Below are 17,163 nucleotides of genomic sequence, written 5' to 3'. Positions count from 1 at the left end.
GATCGCGTTACCTGGCTCGCCGGGTGGCGGATCCGGACACGAGCGGCGCGGTGGTGTGCGCTCCGGGGAGAACTTCTGCCGCGCACCGGGTAAGGCTTCCGCCCGCCCCTATTTCGAAGAACCGCCGGGAACCCGCTGGTGCCAGGGGTTTCAGTACCGTGACTATGTTGACCGGCGTCACGAAATTGTCGGCGATGCCTTCGACCGGATCGTCATCGCAGGCATAACAGCGTTGCCGCGCGGCGGAACAGACTGGGATGCGCGGGGCGCGCCGGGCCGTTCCCGCCGCTCGATGAAGAAACTCGTCGCGCAATGGCCGCAGTGCCGGGGTGTGTGCCTGGTAGGGCACCGGAAGCGGCGTTCGGAGTGGGCCGGGCAGCGCCATCAGCTTCGTTACCGCTTCGCTGGGACCGGTGACAACGACTTGAGCAGGCGTGTTCACCGAGGCGATGACCAGGCTCACCTGACTTGTGCGGGACAGGAGATCCCGTGTCGTCTCTTCGTCGGCGTGGACAAGCACCATGGTGCCGCGGCCGACTGCTTTCCGGTAGGTGTCGTTCAGGAGGCAGACCAGGCGGGTCGCTTCGGCGAGGTCGAAGGAACCGGCACAGGCCAGGGCCGCCGCTTCGCCGAGGCTCATCGCTACGATGGCATCCGGGATCACGTCGGCATCGGCGAGAAGACGGAACACAGACACGGAAGCGGCGAACTGTGCGAGCGTCGATGTCCCGTACGGCACCTGCTCAAGTGTTCGTTCGCCGAGGAGCAGGTCACGCAATGCGGAGCCGTGCGAGTAGCCGTGGCTGGCGCTGATTTCGCCGATCTCGTCGATGGTCGCGTCGACCGTCGAGGGGTTCGTGGGAAGATGTCGGTTCGTGCCGTCGAAAACGGTGCGGAGCGCTCCGCTCGGGTCGATGCCTTGGCCGGGGAACAGGAACACCGTGCCGTCGCGGGGAACCTGGGAAATGTCCGCGGTCACTGCTTCTGTGCGGATTCACGTCGCCATAACAGGACCAGACAGGGCTGCCCGTGCTGCGGTGCCGCGCGCAGTTCCAGCATGTCCCCGTCGAGGCGTGCTGCGCGGGTCAGTTCCTTTTCCTGCCACTGCGGAGAACTCGCCAGCGTCGTCCGATGGACTACCTGGTCGTCTCGCCACTCGAACCGGCCCGCGTAGCCGATGTATCCCTCGGTGCCGGCGAGCTGGGCGGACACGCAGCCTTCTTCGGTGTAGATCAGCTGTCCTCGGCAGGTTTCCCCGAGCGGACGGACGACTCGGCCGTCCTCCTCGGCGGTGAACGACAGCAGTCGCCAGGTGCCGAGTACTGCGGGGTTTGCCGTGCTCGATGCAGACGCGCTCATGCGGTCACCTTTCACCGGTCGTTGTTTTTTTGCGGTCGTCACCACCAGGTCGCGGCCAGCGCGCCGGCGGTCATGCCGCCGCCCGCGCCCGCGAACAGGATTTTCTCCCCGCTGCGGAGGGGATTGGCACGGTTCATCTGGTACAGCGTCAATGGCATGGATCCGCAGCCGGTGTTGCCGAACCGGTCGGCGGTGACGCCGACTTTGCCGGGATCGATGCCGAGTACGCCCGCGATGTCGTGCAGCAGCCGCACGTTGCCCTGGTGGAAGACGAACCGGTCGACCTCGTCCAGTCGCCATCCCGCCGCTTCGACGGTCTTCCTGGTGGCTTCCGGTACTTCGCGGAGGAACAGTTCGCGAACCTCGCGGCCGTTCATGCGCATCTTGGCGCGGCCCGTCGTCGCCACGTCTGCGGTCACGACTTCGCGGGTGCCGCAGCCGAGAATACCGACCGCGTCGTGGTAATCGCCGAAAGCCGCCAATGACACCGCGCGCACGCCGTATCCCGGCGGGACAGGGCCGAGAATCACCGCGCCCGCTCCGTCGCCGAAGATCGCCGCCGTGCGGCGGTCTGAGGAATCGAGATATTTGCTGTACTGGTCGGCCCCCACCAGGAGCACGGTCGTGGCATCCGGCAGACAGCGGACAAGCCCGCAGCACAGTGCCATGCCGTACAGAAAGCCACCGCACGCCGCATTGATGTCGAACGCCGGAACAGGAGAAAGACCCAGCCTTCGCTGCAGGGCGGTGGCTGTGGGCGGCATGATCTGGTCCGGTGTCGAGGTCGCGACGATCAGCGCGCCGACGCGGCCGGTTGCCTGCTCCAGCGCGTCCCGTGCCGCCGGTTCGGCCATCGCCGAGGTGGACTGGCTCCTCGCGGCGTAGCGGCGCTGGAAGATCCCGGTCCGTTCGGCGATCCATTCCGCGGTCGTCGCGGCCGGTCGCGCGATCTGTTCGTTGGTGACCACGTCCGGTGGCGTGTAGGCCCCGATACTGCGGATCCCAACGGAGGGCTCGTCGAGGCTGAGGTGCACAACTGCTCCTGGATAGGGTCGGCCGATTTCGCGTGACCGCGAGTGCGTCGCTGGGCAGCGCGGCGAACACGCGTTTACGCCGGCAGCGCTCGTCTTCGGTGATGCTGCAGAGTGTGGGTTCCTCCGTTATTTTCGCGGAACGGAATCGCCGTGTTCCGCGCAAGCTCCGTTTTCCTATTTTGGTGCTTGGCCATCCGCGCGGCAAGCCGTGCGGATGGCGGATGCGTTAAGCGGTGCGAGACGTTGACCGGCGGAACCGGAACCTGAGGGCCGCCGGTGATGATCGGTTCTCGAACAGCCGTCGGTGTGCGCCCGCGACGCCACGAGAAGGCGGGTCGAGCGGGTCATCCTCGTCCGGGCGTGAAGAGCAGGCCCGCAGTCGCCGGATTGGTTGACTTGTCCGGTACTGGGCCGCAAACCGCGGTGGTTGCCTGCGAAGGTAGGACCGAGTGAGCTCGCCGCTGCCGGTGGAACATGCCGGGATGCAGCGGCGAGTTGTGGCTGCTTATTGTCATAGGAGCTGCAGTGCGTGTGCGATCGCGCAAGTGTTTCTGCTGACGGCCGCATGAGAGCGCGCGGGCGGGCAGACCGGCGATACCCGCCTCGATCACGGCGGCGTGGCCGTGCCTGAAGCCCAGCATGCCTCCGGGACGGCCGGGTCGCCGTGGAACGTGTGCATGACACGAGTCCTTTTCTCCGGGGCGAACAGAGAAATGGAACGCGTTACCAGGAAACAACCGCGCTCACGCGGTGCGCATCACCATGACACGGCAGGTGTCCGCACCGGAGCGAACTTGCCCGGACGGCGCAGCGAATTGAGTCGGAAACACCTGACCCAGGGCTACCTCGGAGGGGGCGGCACTGTACATGCCTTCGCGGTAAGGGGCAACGGGCAAGGTACTTTCATCTCGGGAACCTGTCCGAACGGTAGCGCGCCCCTGCTCCCTCTGGACCAACGGGCGCTGCGCTGGGTAGCGTCCCGGCAACGCATAAGGTCGCGTCACCGTCGAACGCTCGTCCCCTCGAATTGTCGGCGTGACGGCGAACTTTTCTTTCGAGCTTTTCCGGAGAAATACATGGCTCTCGTAACCGTCGACTCTCCCGCTCCGAACCTCGACGATTCGAGGGTCGCCCCGCTGCTCAGCTATCCGCTCCACGTGTCCGGTGAGGACACCGAAGGCGTCGGCTGGGTCTACACCGTCAGTTCGCGTTCGCTGCTGCACGACGCCTTCACCAGCATCAGTCTCAAACGGGCACTGGAGCAGAACGCCGACGCGGCCGCGGTGCGGCATCCCTACGTGGTCGGCCGCTGCGCGGTCGCGGGCGACGAGGACGTCGAGCGAGCGCTGGCCGCGGCGTCCGCGGCGGCCCCGGAATGGGCGCGCGTGCCGCTGGAGCGCCGGATGGAGCTGGGCGCTGCCTTCCGGAAGAAATTGCTGGAGCACGAGGACGAGTTCCTCGAACTGCTGGTCGCGGAAGGCCATCCCCGCGCGCTCGCCCGGTGGGAGCTGAGCTGCCTGCTGCAGGTGTACAGCGAGGAAAGCTGTTCGTGGTACCAGCGGAACATGTACGCCGAGTTCGGGCACGGCGGACGCCGTCTCGCCGTGCGGCGCAGGCCGGACGGCGTGGTCTGCCTCAACCCGCCGCAGAACGCGCCCGCACCGAGCGCCGCGCTGGCCGTGCTGATGGTGATGGCGGGTAACGCGGTGGTGGTTCGCGCGCCCAGGAGCATCGCGTTGAGCACCATGTACGTGTTGCGGGAGCTGGCCGTTCCGCTGCTCGCCGAAGCGGGGGCGCCACCGGGCACGCTCAACCTGGTCTGCGGGAACCCCGGCCGGATGCTGCGGCAGTGGGTGGACAGTCCACTGGTGAACGACATCTTCTACATCGGAAGCGTCGAGGAGGGGCTGAAGCTCGAACAGGAGTGCGTGGCCAAGGGCAAGAAGCCGGTGCTGGAGCTGGCCGGGAACGACGGCGTGGTGGTGTGGGCGGACGCGAACCTGGAGCACGCGGCGGAGGCCGTCGCCGAATGCTTCTACGGCTCGGGCCAGATCTGCATGGTGCCCAACTACGTGGTGGCGCACCCGGCGATCGCCGGCGAGCTGATCGGGCTGGTCGCCGCACAGGCGGCCAGGATCAGGCCGGGGGATCCGGACGACGAGGACGTGCTGCTTTCCCCGGTGCGCCGCACCGAGAGCTTCTTCGCGCTCCTCGATCAGACGATGGGGCTCGGAAGCCACCTGGTGTGCGGCGGCAACCGGATCGAAGCGGACGGCACCGCGTCCGGCACCGGGGTTTTCCTGGAACCCACCGTGGTCCGCGTGGACGGGCTCGCTCGCGCGCGCGAGCACGACGTGGTGCGCGAAGAGACCTTCTTCCCGCTGCTGCCGATCGTCGTCCCCGAACCGGAGCTCGGCGACGGCCTGCTGGACCACGTGCTGGATTTCGTCGACGCCAACGAATACGGGCTGCGCAACTCCTTGTGGACGCGTTCGGAGGACGTGGTGGACGCGTTCGTCGACGGAGTCGGCAACGGCGGGCTGCTCAAGGTGAACGACTCCCACATCGGTTTCCTGCCCTACCTGCCCAGCCACGGCGGCACCGGGCTCACCGGCGGGGCGTTCGGGGAGGCCAACTATCCGATGTTCCGGACCACGCACCTGCAGGGCGTGGGCATCGCCAACGGCGTCAGCCCGCAGCGCGAGATCCTCGGCAGGGTACTCGGTGGAGGTGACGGGGCGGAATGCGAACGGTCGCGCTGAACATCGTCTTCGGAGGGGCGCGGCTGGACGAGGCCTTCGACGCCGTGCTCCGCTGGGAGCTCCCCGCGCCCGAGACCGGGTCGAGCTGGGAGTGGAACGGCGGCACGGCGGAAGCCGCACCGGTGATCACCTCGGGTGTCCGGCCGCGCTGGCTCGACTTCCGCACGGGCAAGCTGCGCTGGAACGAGGAGATCCGGTCCCACCGCGAGGACGGGGAGATCCGGTTCGTGTTGACAGACGGCGACTTCGCGGAGTTCGCGGGACGCTGGACGTTCCGGACCGACGGCGACGACGTGGCCGTCCGGTTCGAAGCCGGCTTCGATTTCGGCATCCCCAGCATGGAGTCCCTTTTGGACCCGATCGCGGCGACGGCTGTCACGGCGACCATTGCGCGCGCGGTGCTCGGCATGGTTCCGCGAGGACGCGTCGAAGACGGCCCGGAGCAGGACCGATGACCCGGCGCGCGTGCGTGCTCGCCGGGATCGGGGCGTGGCTGCCGCCGGGGGTGGTGACCAACGCCGATATCGAAGCCCGGCTGGCCACTTCGGACGAGTGGATCCGCCGTCGCACCGGGATCCGGCAGCGCCATGCCGTCCAGGACGGGATGGCCGCGTCCGATCTTGCCGTCGAAGCGTGCGCACGGGCGTTGAAGTCCGCCGAGTTGTCGCAAGTGGACGCTGTCGTGCTCACCACCTCCACACCGGACCGGCCGCTGCCGGCCACCGCCCCAGCCGTGGCGGCCCGGCTGGGCCTCGGTCCGGTGCCCGCTTTCGACGTTTCCGCGGTGTGCAGCGGTTTCCTCTACGGCCTCGCCGTCGCATCCGGTCTTGTCGCGGCGGGCACGGCCGATCGCGTGCTGCTGGTCGGCAGCGAGGTGTACAGCTCGATCGTCGACCCGCTCGACCGCTCGACGGCCGTCCTCTTCGGCGACGGCGCCGCTGCCGCTGTGCTGCGGGCGGGTTCCGCGGACGAGCCGGGCGCGCTGGGCCCCGTGGTGCTGGGCAGTGACGGCGACTTCGGCGACCTGATCCGGATTCCCGCGGGCGGGTCCCGGCAACGCGCCCCTGCGGCACCCGGCGACGACTACTTCCAGATGGCGGGCAGCGAGGTGTTCCGGCACGCCGTGAACCGCATGTCCGAGGCCTCGCGGCAAGCCGTCGCCGCGGCCGGATGGCGGCTGGCCGACGTCGACAGGCTGGCCGCGCACCAGGCCAACGCGCGCATTCTCGGTGCGCTCGGCGCCGAACTCGGCCTGCCGCCCTGCCGCGTCCTGTCCAACATCGACGCGGTCGGCAACACCGGCTCGGCGTCGGTCCCGCTGCTGCTCGCGCAGGCCGCCGCGGACGGCGGAGTGGCACCGGGCCACCGCGTGCTGCTGACGGCTTTCGGCGGCGGACTTGCCTGGGGCGCCACGACCTTGACCTGGCCGGCGCTGCTCCCGTGCTGACCCACGATGCGAAGGGACCGATCGACATGTTCGAGGTACTGCGAGAAATCCTGGTCGGCAAGTTGAAGATCCCGCCGGCCGAGATCAGCCCCGGCGCGACACCGGACGGTGTCGATCTCGACTCGCTGGCCATCGTCGAGCTGTCCATGGTGCTGGAGAAGGAACTCGGCGTCGCGGTCAGCGAGGACGAGATCAAGCAGGCCGCCACGCTCGGCGACCTCGCCCAGCTGATGGCGCGGCGGAGCACGAAGGTCTGATGGGGACCGAGGTGGCGGTCACCGGCCTCGGCCTGGTGACTCCGGCCGGTATCGGTGTCGCGGCGAACTGGGCTGCGGTGTGCGCGGGGGAGCCGACCGCCGCGTGGGACGCGGCGGTCTCGCAGCTTTCCTGCCGGGTGCCCGGTTTCGACGCCGACGAGCTGTTGGGGCCGCGTCGCGCACTCCGCCTGGACCGGTTCGCCCAGTTCGCGCTCGTGGCGGCGGGGGAGGCGATCGCCGACGCCGGGTTGGACCCGGAAACCTGGGACGGCGCTCGCGTGGGTGTGGTACTCGGCTGCGCCGATGGCGGCCCGGGAACCGTGGAAGCGCAGCATCGGGTTTACCTCGGCGAAGGCGCGCACCGGGTGTCCCCGCTGCTGTTGCCGATGCAGTTGCCCAACATGCTGGCCGGGCAAGTGGCGATGCAGTTCGGCGCGCGGGGACCGAATCTCGTCGTGGCCACCGCGTGCGCTTCCGGTGCCACGGCGGTGGGTGTGGCGTGCGATCTGCTCGCACTCGATCGCTGCGACCTCGTGCTGGCCGGGGGCAGCGAGGCGATGCTGACGCCGTTGGCGGTGACCGGGTTCGCCAGGATGGGCGCGTTGTCGGAGCGGTTCGGCGAACCGCACCGGGCCTCCCGCCCGTTCGACGCGGACCGCGACGGGTTCGTAGCCGGGGAAGGCGCGGGTGTACTCGTGCTGGAGCGGTCCGCGGACGCGCGGGCGAGGGGTGCCACCGCGCACGCTCGCGTCCTCGGGCACGGGGCGAGCGCTGACGCGCACCACATCACCAAGCCCGAACCACGCGGACGCGGCGGCGAGGCCGCTGTGCTCGCCGCGCTGGCCGACGCCGGCGCCGGCCCGTGCGAAGTATCCCATGTCAACGCCCACGGAACGTCCACTCCGGCCAACGACCGCGCCGAAGCGGTCATGCTCGCCAGGACCCTGCCCCACCGGCCACTGGTGACTTCGACGAAGGGCGTGACGGGACATCTGCTCGGTGCCGCAGGCGCGGTCGAGGCCGTGTACGCGGTGCTCTCGACCGAGAACCGCATCGTCCCCCCGACTGCGAACCTGGAACGCCGGGATCCGGAGATCGACCTCGACGTGGCCACCGCGGCGACCCCCGTCAGGATCGAGCTGGCGCTCAGCAACTCCTTCGGTTTCGGCGGGCAGAACGCGGTGCTCGCGATAGCCCCGGCATAGGGAACGGAATCGAGGCCGATCATGTGGCCAACTTCGGGAAGCGACCGCGTGCGGAGCGGTCGATGCTGATCACATGATCGGGACAGCCGGGATCCTCCGCGAAAGCGGACTGTTCACCATCGGCACGGTCACCGCCCGATGCCGCCGGATCGCCGACCGCGCCGGGCACGGTCTCACCGCGTTGAAGTCCGTTCAACAGCTGCTGCAAACCCGCTCTGGTGCGCGATCTGGTTTCGTGGTGCTACCGGCACTTCGACACGATCGATGTCTTCACCCCCGGTTACGAGGCCGGCTACACGCTGGCCGCGGCCGGTGCCCCCGAACCGCATGTCCGTCTCCGCGGCGATGGCGCGCGCTTCCGCCAGCGTGCGCGTTTCGGAGGGATCTCAGACCGTGACGAGCTGGCGGCCGGGCTCACCGTGGAACTCGGCGCACCCCGCCGTCAGCACCTGGACGGCGTAAGCCAAGCGTGTCAAGTCCAGGTGCGTTTCCACGGAGCGAACCGAGGTGGCGATCCGCCACGCCTCGTTGCCGCGTGCGAGGAATTCGAGCGCCTGGCGCGGAGTGCGGCCGTACAGGTGTCCTGCAGCCCACTTGACATTCAGACGCCGATGCCCGGCATCGGAGTTCAGGATCGCAGCCCGCATCCTCCTCGAACTTCGCCAGCCTGGCCGCCTACGCTGGCATCGCCCCCGCCACCCGTGCCTCGGGAACCGGCATCAAAGGCGAGCACCCCGCCCGCACCGGCAACCGCAGACTCTGTGAGTGTGTCGGTCGGCGGTTCCGGTCTGGTCAAACGCGCGTTCTTCCTTGCAGCCTTCGCCGCCCTGCCCGAGCCCGCCAGCAGGGCTTACTACGACAGGAGGAGAGCCGAAGGCAAGAAACACAACGCCGCATCTGCCAGGCCCGCCGACGCTGCGACGTCTTGTTCGCCATGCTCCGCAACCACACCCACTACCGCCGCAGCGGTGCCTGTGGTGACCTCGTCGGCGCGCAGGACGGCCAGCAGTTCATCGAGTTTCGCCGGGCGCGTCGAGCCGCTTTGGTGGCGGGTGCGGTGTGCCAGGCGTATCGCGGTGTCAATTCCACGGGCATGTCGCTGAGCTGCGCCGGGTCGATGTGGTGTTTCCAGTGGACGCGGAGCGGTGCGCCTGCTGTTTGCGACTTCGCGTGTCCGCGTGCGAGAACCGGGTAGTTCACCGGATCTCGGCCTACGTCGGCACCGTGGAAATGGGGGTCGGTGCGGGTTTCGACGGCGTGGGCGACCTCGCCGGAGAGGTTGACCGCGGCGTGCCCGCGGGATGAGCATGGAGTCACCGGCGTTGTGCTGGAGTTCCTCGCCGTAAACGGTGGCCGCGGTTCCGGAGACCACGGTGACCACGATGTCGCTGGCGCGGTCGCGGTGCGCGTGCGTGCGGAGACGGGGGTTCATGGCGACGTAGCCGACGCCGAGGGAACGGCTGCCGCGCACCCCGGTGGTGATCGCGGGGCCCTGCGGGCCGGCATCCGGGACGAGGGTGTGCGCGGAAACCGGGTAGGGACTGGATCGGTCATTATCAGCGGACTCCTTGTCGGGGAGGGAAAAAGAGCACGAGCGGGTCGGCACAATGTCGAGACGTGCGTTTCCACGCTTCGACCGCGCAATCAGCGTTTCCTCGGCGGCAACGGGGATGTTTCCTGGTCTTGTGCCGAAGCGGGAGGTGATCTCGCGGCTCTTGGCCAACCGGTCCGTGGCTGAGTCGAGAAGACAGGGCCGCATGCATCGCTCGCAGCTGTCCGTTTCGGGCTGCAGGTGCGCAGGCTCTGCACGGCGGACACGTTCACGGTCAAGCCGGGGCGCTTTGGTCGAGAGACGATCTGGCGGGATTGACCTGTCACGAGACGCCGCGCAGTGGCGAAGGAAACAGGATTGGGCCTGGCCCTGGTCCCCGACAGGACTGCCGGCATCCGTTCCCGGTGGCTTTTCGGATCTCGGCGGGGAATGCGTCGTCGGCGGGGTAAACCGTTTCTGGCCGCGTCACCGCATCGCGCGGCAGCTTTGCCGCCGCGACCGTGCGGACAGTCTTCCGTAATTGATCACCAGCAGGCAAGATCTGGTCACAGGCCAAGATCAACCTGTGAGGACCTCGGATAACGTGTACGACTTGCCCGATTTCGATCTCGCGCCTTACGAGGCGGACTTCGGTGAATCCGCTCCGGTGCGCCGGAGTTATTGCAGCTGGACCGACGCGGGGTGGCGTTCGCTGCTGGTGCAGTGCTTCGACCATGAAACCGAGGTCGAAGAACTTTCCCTGCCCGGAGTGGCGGACGTGCATCTGGTCCTGTGCGTGGCCGGGGAGGTTCTCATGTGGACTCGCGTCGGGGGAGGAACGGTCCGCAGGCGCTGGAATCCGGGAACGATGGAACTGCTGCTGCCGGGCCAGCCGGTCGTGCGCGGGTACCGGGCGAGCGGGCCGATGCGGACCATCCAGGTGCACATCCCGTCCGGGACCGTCGCGCGGGTCGTGGCGGAGCTGGGCGGGCCGCCCCCGGATTTCGAAGCGGTGGCCGACAGGGTGAGCAAGGGCGATCCGGTGGCGGAGCATCTCGTGCGCGCCTTGCCCGCGGCGAGCAGCGCGAACGAGGTGTACGCGGAGTCCGCCGCGACGTTTCTGGCGACGCATCTGCTCGCCCGGGGAGACCGGCTGCGCCCGCCCGGGCGTGAGCACCCCGCGGTCCGCGCGGCCACCGCCGTCATGCAGGACCGGCTGGCCGAGCCTCTGACGCTGGCCGAGATCGCCGAGGAGGCGCACCTGAGCGTCTACCACCTGATCCGGGTTTTCCGGGCGGCCACCGGCGAGACGCCGCACCGTTATCTCACCCGGCTTCGCATCGAGCGGGCGCGGAGGCTGCTGCGCGACAGCACCCTGACGATCGCGCAGATCGCCGAACGCAGTGGTTTCGGCAGCCCCGGATCGCTGTCGACGGCCTTCCTGGGCCAGATCGGCGTCCGGCCGTCGGAGTACCGCAATTCTTGATCGACGGCTCCGGCAATCCAGCGCATGTACGCAGCGTTCCGAGTCGCCTACGTTCAGCTCGTGCCTCGCAACCACGCCCGCACCTCGCGCCGTGATCCGGCGCCGGTGCCTGCCGCACCGGCCGCACCGCGGTCGGTGAGTGGTTGACGGGCTTCCCGTCCGGTTCTCCGCATCGTGCGGAGTCGTCGCTGGCCGGTTGTGATTCGTCCTGCCCGCCGGCGGCGGCCGGACAATGCCGAAAAAACATGCACGGAAAGGCTCGATGGCCGATGCCCTCGCTTGTCCACGCGGATTTTCGCGCGAGCGCGCAACCCGCGGATCCCTATTGCGCCGTCGGGCACGGCGGCAGTTTCTTCCACCGGGACGGCACCCGGCCGGGCCCGGTTCCCGCGGAGGTGACCAGGTGAGGGACTGGCAGCTCGCTCCGGAACACGACTCGGCGCTTCCCGCTGCGACGGACGGGATTCTGCGGTGGCGGCCGTTCACCGGCAATTGTTCCCGGCTGGTCGAACGCGGCGAGCACCTGGCGTTCGCGGTATCGCCCGGGAACGGGTACTTCTCGGAAGACCGCCTCGTGCGGATGATCCGATGGGGATGCGCCCGGTTCCGCGCGGTGGACCTGCTCACCGCCGACGTGCCGATGGCGGCCTGCACCTACCTCGGACGGGGATACGACGAGGGACACGCGCGCAGAAGAGCCAAACGGGACGTGCGGCAGATGGAAAACCGGATCGCCCGGGCGCTGGCTCGCGCCGAACTCCAGGGCACGCCCGTGCGGGTCCGTTATCTGGACCACGCGGTCGGCCAGCCCGGTTACCGGCGGATTCGGGCCGGCCTCGCCCAGGCCCGGAGGGAGAACCCCGCGTTCGAAGCCACGTGCCGCCGCATGGTGCTCGACGTGCTCACCGCCCGCATGCCCGAAGGCTGGCAGCCCGATCCGGCGCAGCTGGCCGCCGGCGCGGAGTACCTGGACATCGAGCTGCCCTGGTTCGCCGACACCCCGGGCGTGCTGGGCGTGACGGAATCCGTGGTGGCCTACCGGGTGGTGCCCGCCTTCGCCCCCTACCTCTACCCGCCCGGCGGAGCCAGCCCCGACCACCAGGGATTCATGCTCGTCGACGCCCCGGACGAGGTCAGCCCGCCGGGCGAGGCGAAGCCGTCGTGCGGGATCGGCGAACCGTGATGGGCCCGGGGCGCGACCACGCGGTGGTGATCGGGGCGGGCATCGCCGGGTTGCTGGCGGCTCGGGTGCTGGCCGGTCATTTCGCCACGGTCACGCTCATCGAACGCGACCGGTTGCCCGACAGTCCCCGGTCCCGGCCGGGGACGCCGCAGGATCGCCATCCGCACGGCCTGCTGACCCGCGGAGCGGAGGCGCTCGAAAGCCTGTTTCCCGGATTGCGCGACGAACTGGCCGCCAACGGGGCACCGGTGATCGATTTCTGCCAGGACGTCCGTTTCCGGTTCCCCGCCGGGTCGCCGCGCAGCATGCCGTCGGGGATTCTGGCCCAGCCGGTCAGCAGGCCGTTGCTGGAGGACGTCCTGCGACGGCGGGTGCGCGCGCTGGGGCCGGTCGTCGTGCGATGCGGCTACCGGGTGACGGGATTGCTCACCGACGCCACCGGCAGGCAAGTGACCGGGATCCGCGCGGCAGTCCGGGAATCACGGCCGTCGGAGTGCGTCACAGTCGCCGCGGACCTCGTGGTCGACGCCAGCGGCCGTTCGTCGAAGCTGCCGGATTGGCTTGCCCGCCTTGGCTTTCCGGTGCCGCGCCGAAGCACAGTGGACCCGGGGATCGGTTACGCCACCCGCAGTTACGTGCCCGCGCCCGGTACCGCGCCCGGGGACCGGAACGTGGTGCAGATGCTGGCCGCCCCGCACGGCCGGCGCGGCTGCTTCGCCACCACTGTCGAGCACGGGCGGTTGCTCGTCGCTTTGCAGGCTGTCCACGAACGTCCCCCGCGTACCGACGCCGAGTTCGCTGCTTTCCTCGGCTCGCTGGACGGCGGCCTGGCCGAGGCCGTCGCCACCCGCAGCCCGCAGCCCTCGATCTTCCGCTACTCCCACGCGGTCAACCGACGCCTGCACTATCACCGCCTGCGCCGCTGGCCGGACGGGCTGCTCGCCCTCGGCGACGCGGTCTGCGCCTTCAACCCCGTCTACGGGCAAGGGATGGCCGTGGCGGCGGCGGAGGCCCAGTTGCTCGACGACCTGCTGGACCGCCGGGCCGGCCAGGCCGGGCTGGAGAAACGGTTCCAGCGCCGGCTGGGCAGTCTCACCCTGGGACCGTGGCTGCTGGCCACTGCCGCCGACCGCGGCTGGCAGCCCGGCCCGAAGCCCCTCGCGGCCCGCGCCGCGCTCTGGTACCTGCGGCGGCTGTACTTCCTCATCCCGCGCGTCCCCGCCGTTTTCCTCCGCTTCGCCAGGGTGATGACCATGGTCGCGGGTCCGGCGGCGTTGGCCCATCCCGCCGTGCTGTTGCGCGTCTTGCTCGACCGCCGCGCAGTCCCGGCCGGCTCCGGGGACTGTCGCGCGCCTGAACCGCTATCGAGTCCGAGGAGGCCGTCATGACCCGGGAGCACCGCGGGGCCGAGGAGCCGATGTACAGCGCGGATTCGGCGACCCGGCAGGTGATCGTGGAACCGTTCTGCGTGCTCGGCGGCTTCCGTGCGCTGTTCCTGCAAGCGCTGCACCCCCGGGCGGTCGCGGCGGTGACACAGAACAGCGGCTACCGGCAACGGCCGCTGGAACGTCTCGCCGCCCTCCGCCGCTACGTGCGAGACACCACCACCGGCACGGTCGCCGAGGCGCGCGCCGCCGGTGCCCGGGTCAGGGCCGCGCACTCGGCCCTGACCGCCTACGATCCGGTCACCGGCGAGGAATACCGCTTGGACACGCCGTCCCTGCTGCGCTGGGTCCACGTCGTGGAAACAGAGTCCTATTTGGACGCCGCGCTTCGCTGCGGGCTGGAATTGAGCCCGCGGCGGGTCGACGCCTACTACGCCGAGCAAACCGCCCGCGCCGCGTTGGTCGGCCTCGACCCGGACAGCGTGCCCGACAGCGCATCGGCCGTGGCGAACTACTACGACGGCGTCCGCGCCGAACTGCACGTCACCAAAGAAGCCACCAGCGTCGCCGCGTACCTGCTCGCCCCGAAGCTCCCTCAGCCTTTCAACCTGCTCGTTCCGGCCCTGACGCCGGTCGCGCTCGCCGCCTACGCCATGCTGCCGCCGTGGGCTCGCGCCCTCTACGGCGTCGCCGGGCCGCCAGCCACCGACCACGTCCTCGACCGCGCGCTCGGCCTGGCCGGTCCCGTGGCCGCCGCCGTGCCGCCCGCGGTCTGGGACGCTCTGGCCCGGTTCCTGCCCGAACCCTCATGACGACCCCCGTCGCCGGCCTTCTGGCCGACCTCGCCGCCCGCACGGTCCGCTGTCTCGCCGAAGCAGTGGAACCGCTGCCCGAACCGGTGCTGGGCGCCGTCCGCCACCAACTCGGCCTCGATCGCGAAGGCCGGGCGGGGAAGGCTTTGCGCCCGGCCCTGGCCTTGCTCTGCGCGGACGGCTGCGGGGACCTCGACGCAGGGCTGCCCGCCGCCGTCGCAGTCGAACTGGTCCACAACGCCTCGCTCCTGCACGACGACATCATCGACCGCGACGAGACCCGGCGGCACCGGCCCGCCGCCTGGCGCGCCTGCGGCGTCGGCACCGCTGTCCTGGCCGGCGACGCCATGACCGCGCTCGCCCTGGAAACCCTCGCCCGCGTCCCCCGCCGCGCCGACCTCGCCCTGGCCTGCCTCGCCCGCACCCTGCACGACCTGGTCGCCGGCCAGGTCCTCGACGTCGCCTTCGAAACCCGCCAGCACGTCCCCACCGACCACTACACCGCCATGGCCACCGGCAAAACCGCCGTGCTCATGCAAGCCGCCTGCGAACTCGGAGCGCTGCTGGCCGGCGCCGGCGCCGGCCAGCTCGAAGCCCTCGGCGGCTTCGGCCGCCACCTCGGCATCGCCTTCCAGATCCTCGACGACTACCACGGCATCTGGAGCTCCTGCGCCGACACCGGCAAACCCGCCGCCTCCGACCTGCGCTCCCGCAAGAAAACCTTCCCCGTGACCGTCGCCCTCGCCGAAGCCACCGCGCCGGCGCGCCGGCTGCGGGCCCTCTACCGCCAACCCGCCGACCTCACCCCCGAACAAACCCAGCTCGCCGTCCAGCTCATCAGCCAGACGACCGCACGCGAAGCCACCCGCCGAGCCGTCGCGCACGCCCGCGCCACCGCCGTCCAGCGCCTCAACCTCTCCAACGCCAACCCCCGGGCCCGCCGCAATCTCCTCGACCTCGCCGATCACATCCTCGCCGATCCCGCACTGCGGACCGGAACCGGCGACGGTCGCGCGGCCGCGCCGGGGTCGGGCCCGCCGGGCGCGATGGCGGCCGAAAGCACCCCGTGCCACGCCGATCCGCAGAAGAAGACGCAGGAATGAAGTGCTGCCGGGCCGCCGCGGAAGCATCATCTTCAATCGGCGGCGCCCGTCAGGGGAATCGCTGGATGAATAATTCGATTGGCTCGTCAGAAACCGCGGCAAGGGCGTCCGTCGCGGTCGCGGTGCACTCCTCGGACGTCATGAGCAAGCTCGGCATGACGCGCCTCCTGGCGGCCGAACGTCGCTTCAAGCTGCTCACCGAGGCGTCCGAATTCGCGGCGGCCGACGTGATCTTGTTGATCGAGGAGTCCGTGCGCGGTGAAACTCTGGCACTGCCGGAACGGATTCGTGCCGCGTCACCGCTGAAGACACCCCCGCGGTGCGTGATCGTCGCCGACGACTGCCCGGAGAGCCTGCTGCTCCCCGCGATCGGGTGCGGTCTGGCCGCATTGCTGCCGCGCGGCGAAATCGACACCGGTGCCTTGATCCGGACGATCGCCGGAGTCAGCCGGGGCGCGGTCGACCTGCCCCCGCCGCTGCAGGCATGCCTGCTCGCGGAGCTGGACCGGGTAGTCAACGAAGTGCTGAAACCGAGGGGCATCATGCTGAGCGGGGTTTCGGCACGCGAGCGTGAAGTGCTCCGGTTGCTGGCCGAGGGCTGCGACACCGACGAGATCGCTGCCGAACTCGTTTACTCGCGCAGCCTGATCAAGAACATCATCAGGGAGGTGATGGACCGCTATGGCCTCCGCAACCGCTCGCACGCGGTGGCGTACGCGATCCGGCGCGGAATCATCTGATTACCCGGGCACGTCGGGTGCATCATGCCGCCCCGTCAGCGTCGCTGTTGCGCGGGCGGGGCCCTGGCGACCACAGGTTCCGTGCCGGGGAGCCGCGAAACGGCGACGGGGAGTGCCGACCCTCAGCTCACGAAGAGCCGGGCGAACTCTTCCACCTGCGCTGTGCTCGTGGGACCTTCGAAGTACACGATCAGTTCCTGCACGCCCGCCTCTTCGCAGGCGCACCGCCTCTTGACCACCTCCGTCGATCCGGCCAGACCGTCTTCCTGTCCTGAAACTCCAAGGTTCCACGGTTTTCTTCCGCATTCGAGAATCCGGGCCGGTACCAGGTCGGGGCATGGCCATTCGTTGACCGTGCCGATGCCGCCGCGGCCTCGACGAGGGAGTCGTTCCTGACGGTGTTCCACGAGACGTTCCCCGTTGCCCTCGGCGTTCCCGGCACCTGCGAAGTTGCGTCGTGCAGATCTGGGTGACGGCCGGGACCGCGGGCTGCACGCAAAGAACTGAGGCGTGAGACAGGATCGTGACGGACATCAAGCAGCTGACTGTGCTCGGCACCGGAGTGCTAGGTTCGCAGATCGCTTACCAGGCTGCCTACAGCGGCTTCCGAGTATCCGCCTACGACATCGACCACGCGGTCATCGCCGAGGCGAAGGAGCGCTTCGCCGCCATCTACGAGCGGGGGCGAGGGCTCTGAAGGCGAGGCGCAGGCGGCGCTCGCTCGGATCGGGGCCTTCACCGACCTTGCTGCAGCGGTCTCGGACGCGGACCTCGTGATCGAAGCGGTTCCGGAGGTGCTGGAGATAGGCAGCAGAGCTTCGCGCGCCTGGCGCCGGCGAAGACGATCTTCGCCTCGCCT

The 17,163-nt window shown here is 69.6% G+C and carries 17 protein-coding genes and 2 pseudogenes; 15 read left to right on the top strand and 4 right to left on the bottom strand.

Annotated features, from left to right (window positions below):
• Nucleotides 1–7: 7 nt before the first annotated feature.
• From A4R44_RS30970 to A4R44_RS30960, 3 genes are read right to left on the bottom strand one after another with little or no spacing between them, the layout of a single operon-like run.
• A complete protein-coding gene (locus A4R44_RS30970) occupies nucleotides 8–979 on the bottom strand; it encodes an acyltransferase domain-containing protein (RefSeq protein WP_067588563.1) in 972 nt (323 codons plus the stop codon).
• Nucleotides 976–1,359, bottom strand: coding sequence for a lipocalin-like domain-containing protein (locus A4R44_RS30965; protein ID WP_067588561.1), 384 nt, complete (start codon nucleotides 1,357–1,359; stop codon nucleotides 976–978). Before A4R44_RS30965 ends, A4R44_RS30970 begins: the two co-directional genes overlap by 4 nt.
• A 38-nt stretch (nucleotides 1,360–1,397) precedes the next feature.
• On the bottom strand, nucleotides 1,398–2,393 hold the full coding sequence (locus tag A4R44_RS30960; protein WP_067588559.1) for a 3-oxoacyl-ACP synthase III family protein: 996 nt from the start codon (nucleotides 2,391–2,393) through the stop codon (nucleotides 1,398–1,400).
• A 1,076-nt stretch (nucleotides 2,394–3,469) separates the two neighbouring features.
• On the opposite strand from A4R44_RS30960, the gene A4R44_RS30955 reads away from it, so the two are divergent.
• The 13 genes and pseudogenes from A4R44_RS30955 (at nucleotide 3,470) to A4R44_RS30895 (ending at nucleotide 16,304) form a co-directional block, all read left to right on the top strand.
• On the top strand, nucleotides 3,470–5,155 hold the full coding sequence (locus tag A4R44_RS30955; protein WP_067588557.1) for an aldehyde dehydrogenase: 1,686 nt from the start codon (nucleotides 3,470–3,472) through the stop codon (nucleotides 5,153–5,155).
• Nucleotides 5,137–5,610, top strand: a complete 474-nt coding sequence (locus A4R44_RS30950; protein ID WP_067588555.1) for an SRPBCC family protein — start codon at nucleotides 5,137–5,139, stop codon at nucleotides 5,608–5,610. The genes A4R44_RS30955 and A4R44_RS30950 overlap by 19 nt, the downstream gene beginning before the upstream one ends.
• Entirely contained in the window at nucleotides 5,607–6,602 is a 996-nt protein-coding gene (locus A4R44_RS30945) for a beta-ketoacyl-ACP synthase III (RefSeq protein WP_067588553.1), read from the top strand. Before A4R44_RS30950 ends, A4R44_RS30945 begins: the two co-directional genes overlap by 4 nt.
• A gap of 26 nt (nucleotides 6,603–6,628) precedes the next feature.
• Nucleotides 6,629–6,859 (top strand): acyl carrier protein, encoded by a 231-nt coding sequence (locus A4R44_RS30940; RefSeq protein ID WP_067588641.1) that lies wholly within the window; start codon nucleotides 6,629–6,631, stop codon nucleotides 6,857–6,859.
• Nucleotides 6,859–8,064: a beta-ketoacyl synthase gene (locus A4R44_RS30935; protein WP_198545492.1), complete on the top strand. Its 1,206-nt coding sequence runs from the start codon at nucleotides 6,859–6,861 to the stop codon at nucleotides 8,062–8,064. The genes A4R44_RS30940 and A4R44_RS30935 overlap by 1 nt, the downstream gene beginning before the upstream one ends.
• A 197-nt stretch (nucleotides 8,065–8,261) precedes the next feature.
• Nucleotides 8,262–8,393: pseudogene (locus tag A4R44_RS52680) on the top strand (hypothetical protein); the annotation flags it as partial.
• A gap of 270 nt (nucleotides 8,394–8,663) precedes the next feature.
• Nucleotides 8,664–9,025 (top strand): annotated as a pseudogene (locus A4R44_RS50985) (transposase); the annotation flags it as partial.
• Between the two features lie 1,156 nt (nucleotides 9,026–10,181).
• On the top strand, nucleotides 10,182–11,081 hold the full coding sequence (locus A4R44_RS30920) for a helix-turn-helix domain-containing protein (RefSeq protein ID WP_232791855.1): 900 nt from the start codon (nucleotides 10,182–10,184) through the stop codon (nucleotides 11,079–11,081).
• 403 nt (nucleotides 11,082–11,484) lie between these two features.
• Complete coding sequence (locus tag A4R44_RS30915; RefSeq protein WP_067588543.1) at nucleotides 11,485–12,264, top strand: tRNA-dependent cyclodipeptide synthase; 780 nt, start codon at nucleotides 11,485–11,487, stop codon at nucleotides 12,262–12,264.
• On the top strand, nucleotides 12,243–13,652 hold the full coding sequence (locus A4R44_RS30910; RefSeq protein ID WP_157905047.1) for an NAD(P)/FAD-dependent oxidoreductase: 1,410 nt from the start codon (nucleotides 12,243–12,245) through the stop codon (nucleotides 13,650–13,652). The genes A4R44_RS30915 and A4R44_RS30910 overlap by 22 nt, the downstream gene beginning before the upstream one ends.
• Nucleotides 13,649–14,461 carry an oxygenase MpaB family protein gene (locus A4R44_RS30905; protein WP_067588541.1) on the top strand — a complete coding sequence of 271 codons (813 nt, stop codon included), beginning with the start codon at nucleotides 13,649–13,651 and terminating at the stop codon, nucleotides 14,459–14,461. Before A4R44_RS30910 ends, A4R44_RS30905 begins: the two co-directional genes overlap by 4 nt.
• Nucleotides 14,458–15,564, top strand: a complete 1,107-nt coding sequence (locus A4R44_RS30900; protein WP_067588539.1) for a polyprenyl synthetase family protein — start codon at nucleotides 14,458–14,460, stop codon at nucleotides 15,562–15,564. The genes A4R44_RS30905 and A4R44_RS30900 overlap by 4 nt, the downstream gene beginning before the upstream one ends.
• Entirely contained in the window at nucleotides 15,528–16,304 is a 777-nt protein-coding gene (locus A4R44_RS30895) for a LuxR C-terminal-related transcriptional regulator (protein WP_232791854.1), read from the top strand. Before A4R44_RS30900 ends, A4R44_RS30895 begins: the two co-directional genes overlap by 37 nt.
• Nucleotides 16,305–16,426: 122 nt before the next feature.
• Here A4R44_RS30895 and A4R44_RS49385 read toward each other — a convergent pair whose 3' ends face one another.
• On the bottom strand, nucleotides 16,427–16,711 hold the full coding sequence (locus tag A4R44_RS49385) for a hypothetical protein (protein WP_198545491.1): 285 nt from the start codon (nucleotides 16,709–16,711) through the stop codon (nucleotides 16,427–16,429).
• 116 nt (nucleotides 16,712–16,827) lie between these two features.
• On the opposite strand from A4R44_RS49385, the gene A4R44_RS51880 reads away from it, so the two are divergent.
• Nucleotides 16,828–17,001, top strand: a complete 174-nt coding sequence (locus A4R44_RS51880; protein WP_255366200.1) for a 3-hydroxyacyl-CoA dehydrogenase NAD-binding domain-containing protein — start codon at nucleotides 16,828–16,830, stop codon at nucleotides 16,999–17,001.
• Between the two features lie 28 nt (nucleotides 17,002–17,029).
• Nucleotides 17,030–17,163 (top strand): hypothetical protein (locus A4R44_RS52675; protein WP_369805963.1); only part of this gene is annotated, 134 nt, incomplete at its 3' end.

Origin of the sequence: Amycolatopsis sp. M39 (genome assembly GCF_001651785.1) — a bacterium.
In the GTDB taxonomy this organism is placed as follows: Bacteria; Actinomycetota; Actinomycetes; order Mycobacteriales; family Pseudonocardiaceae; genus Amycolatopsis; species Amycolatopsis rubida.
Note: the sequence above shows the minus strand (reverse complement) of the source record. Positions and strands in the feature narration are given on the sequence as shown.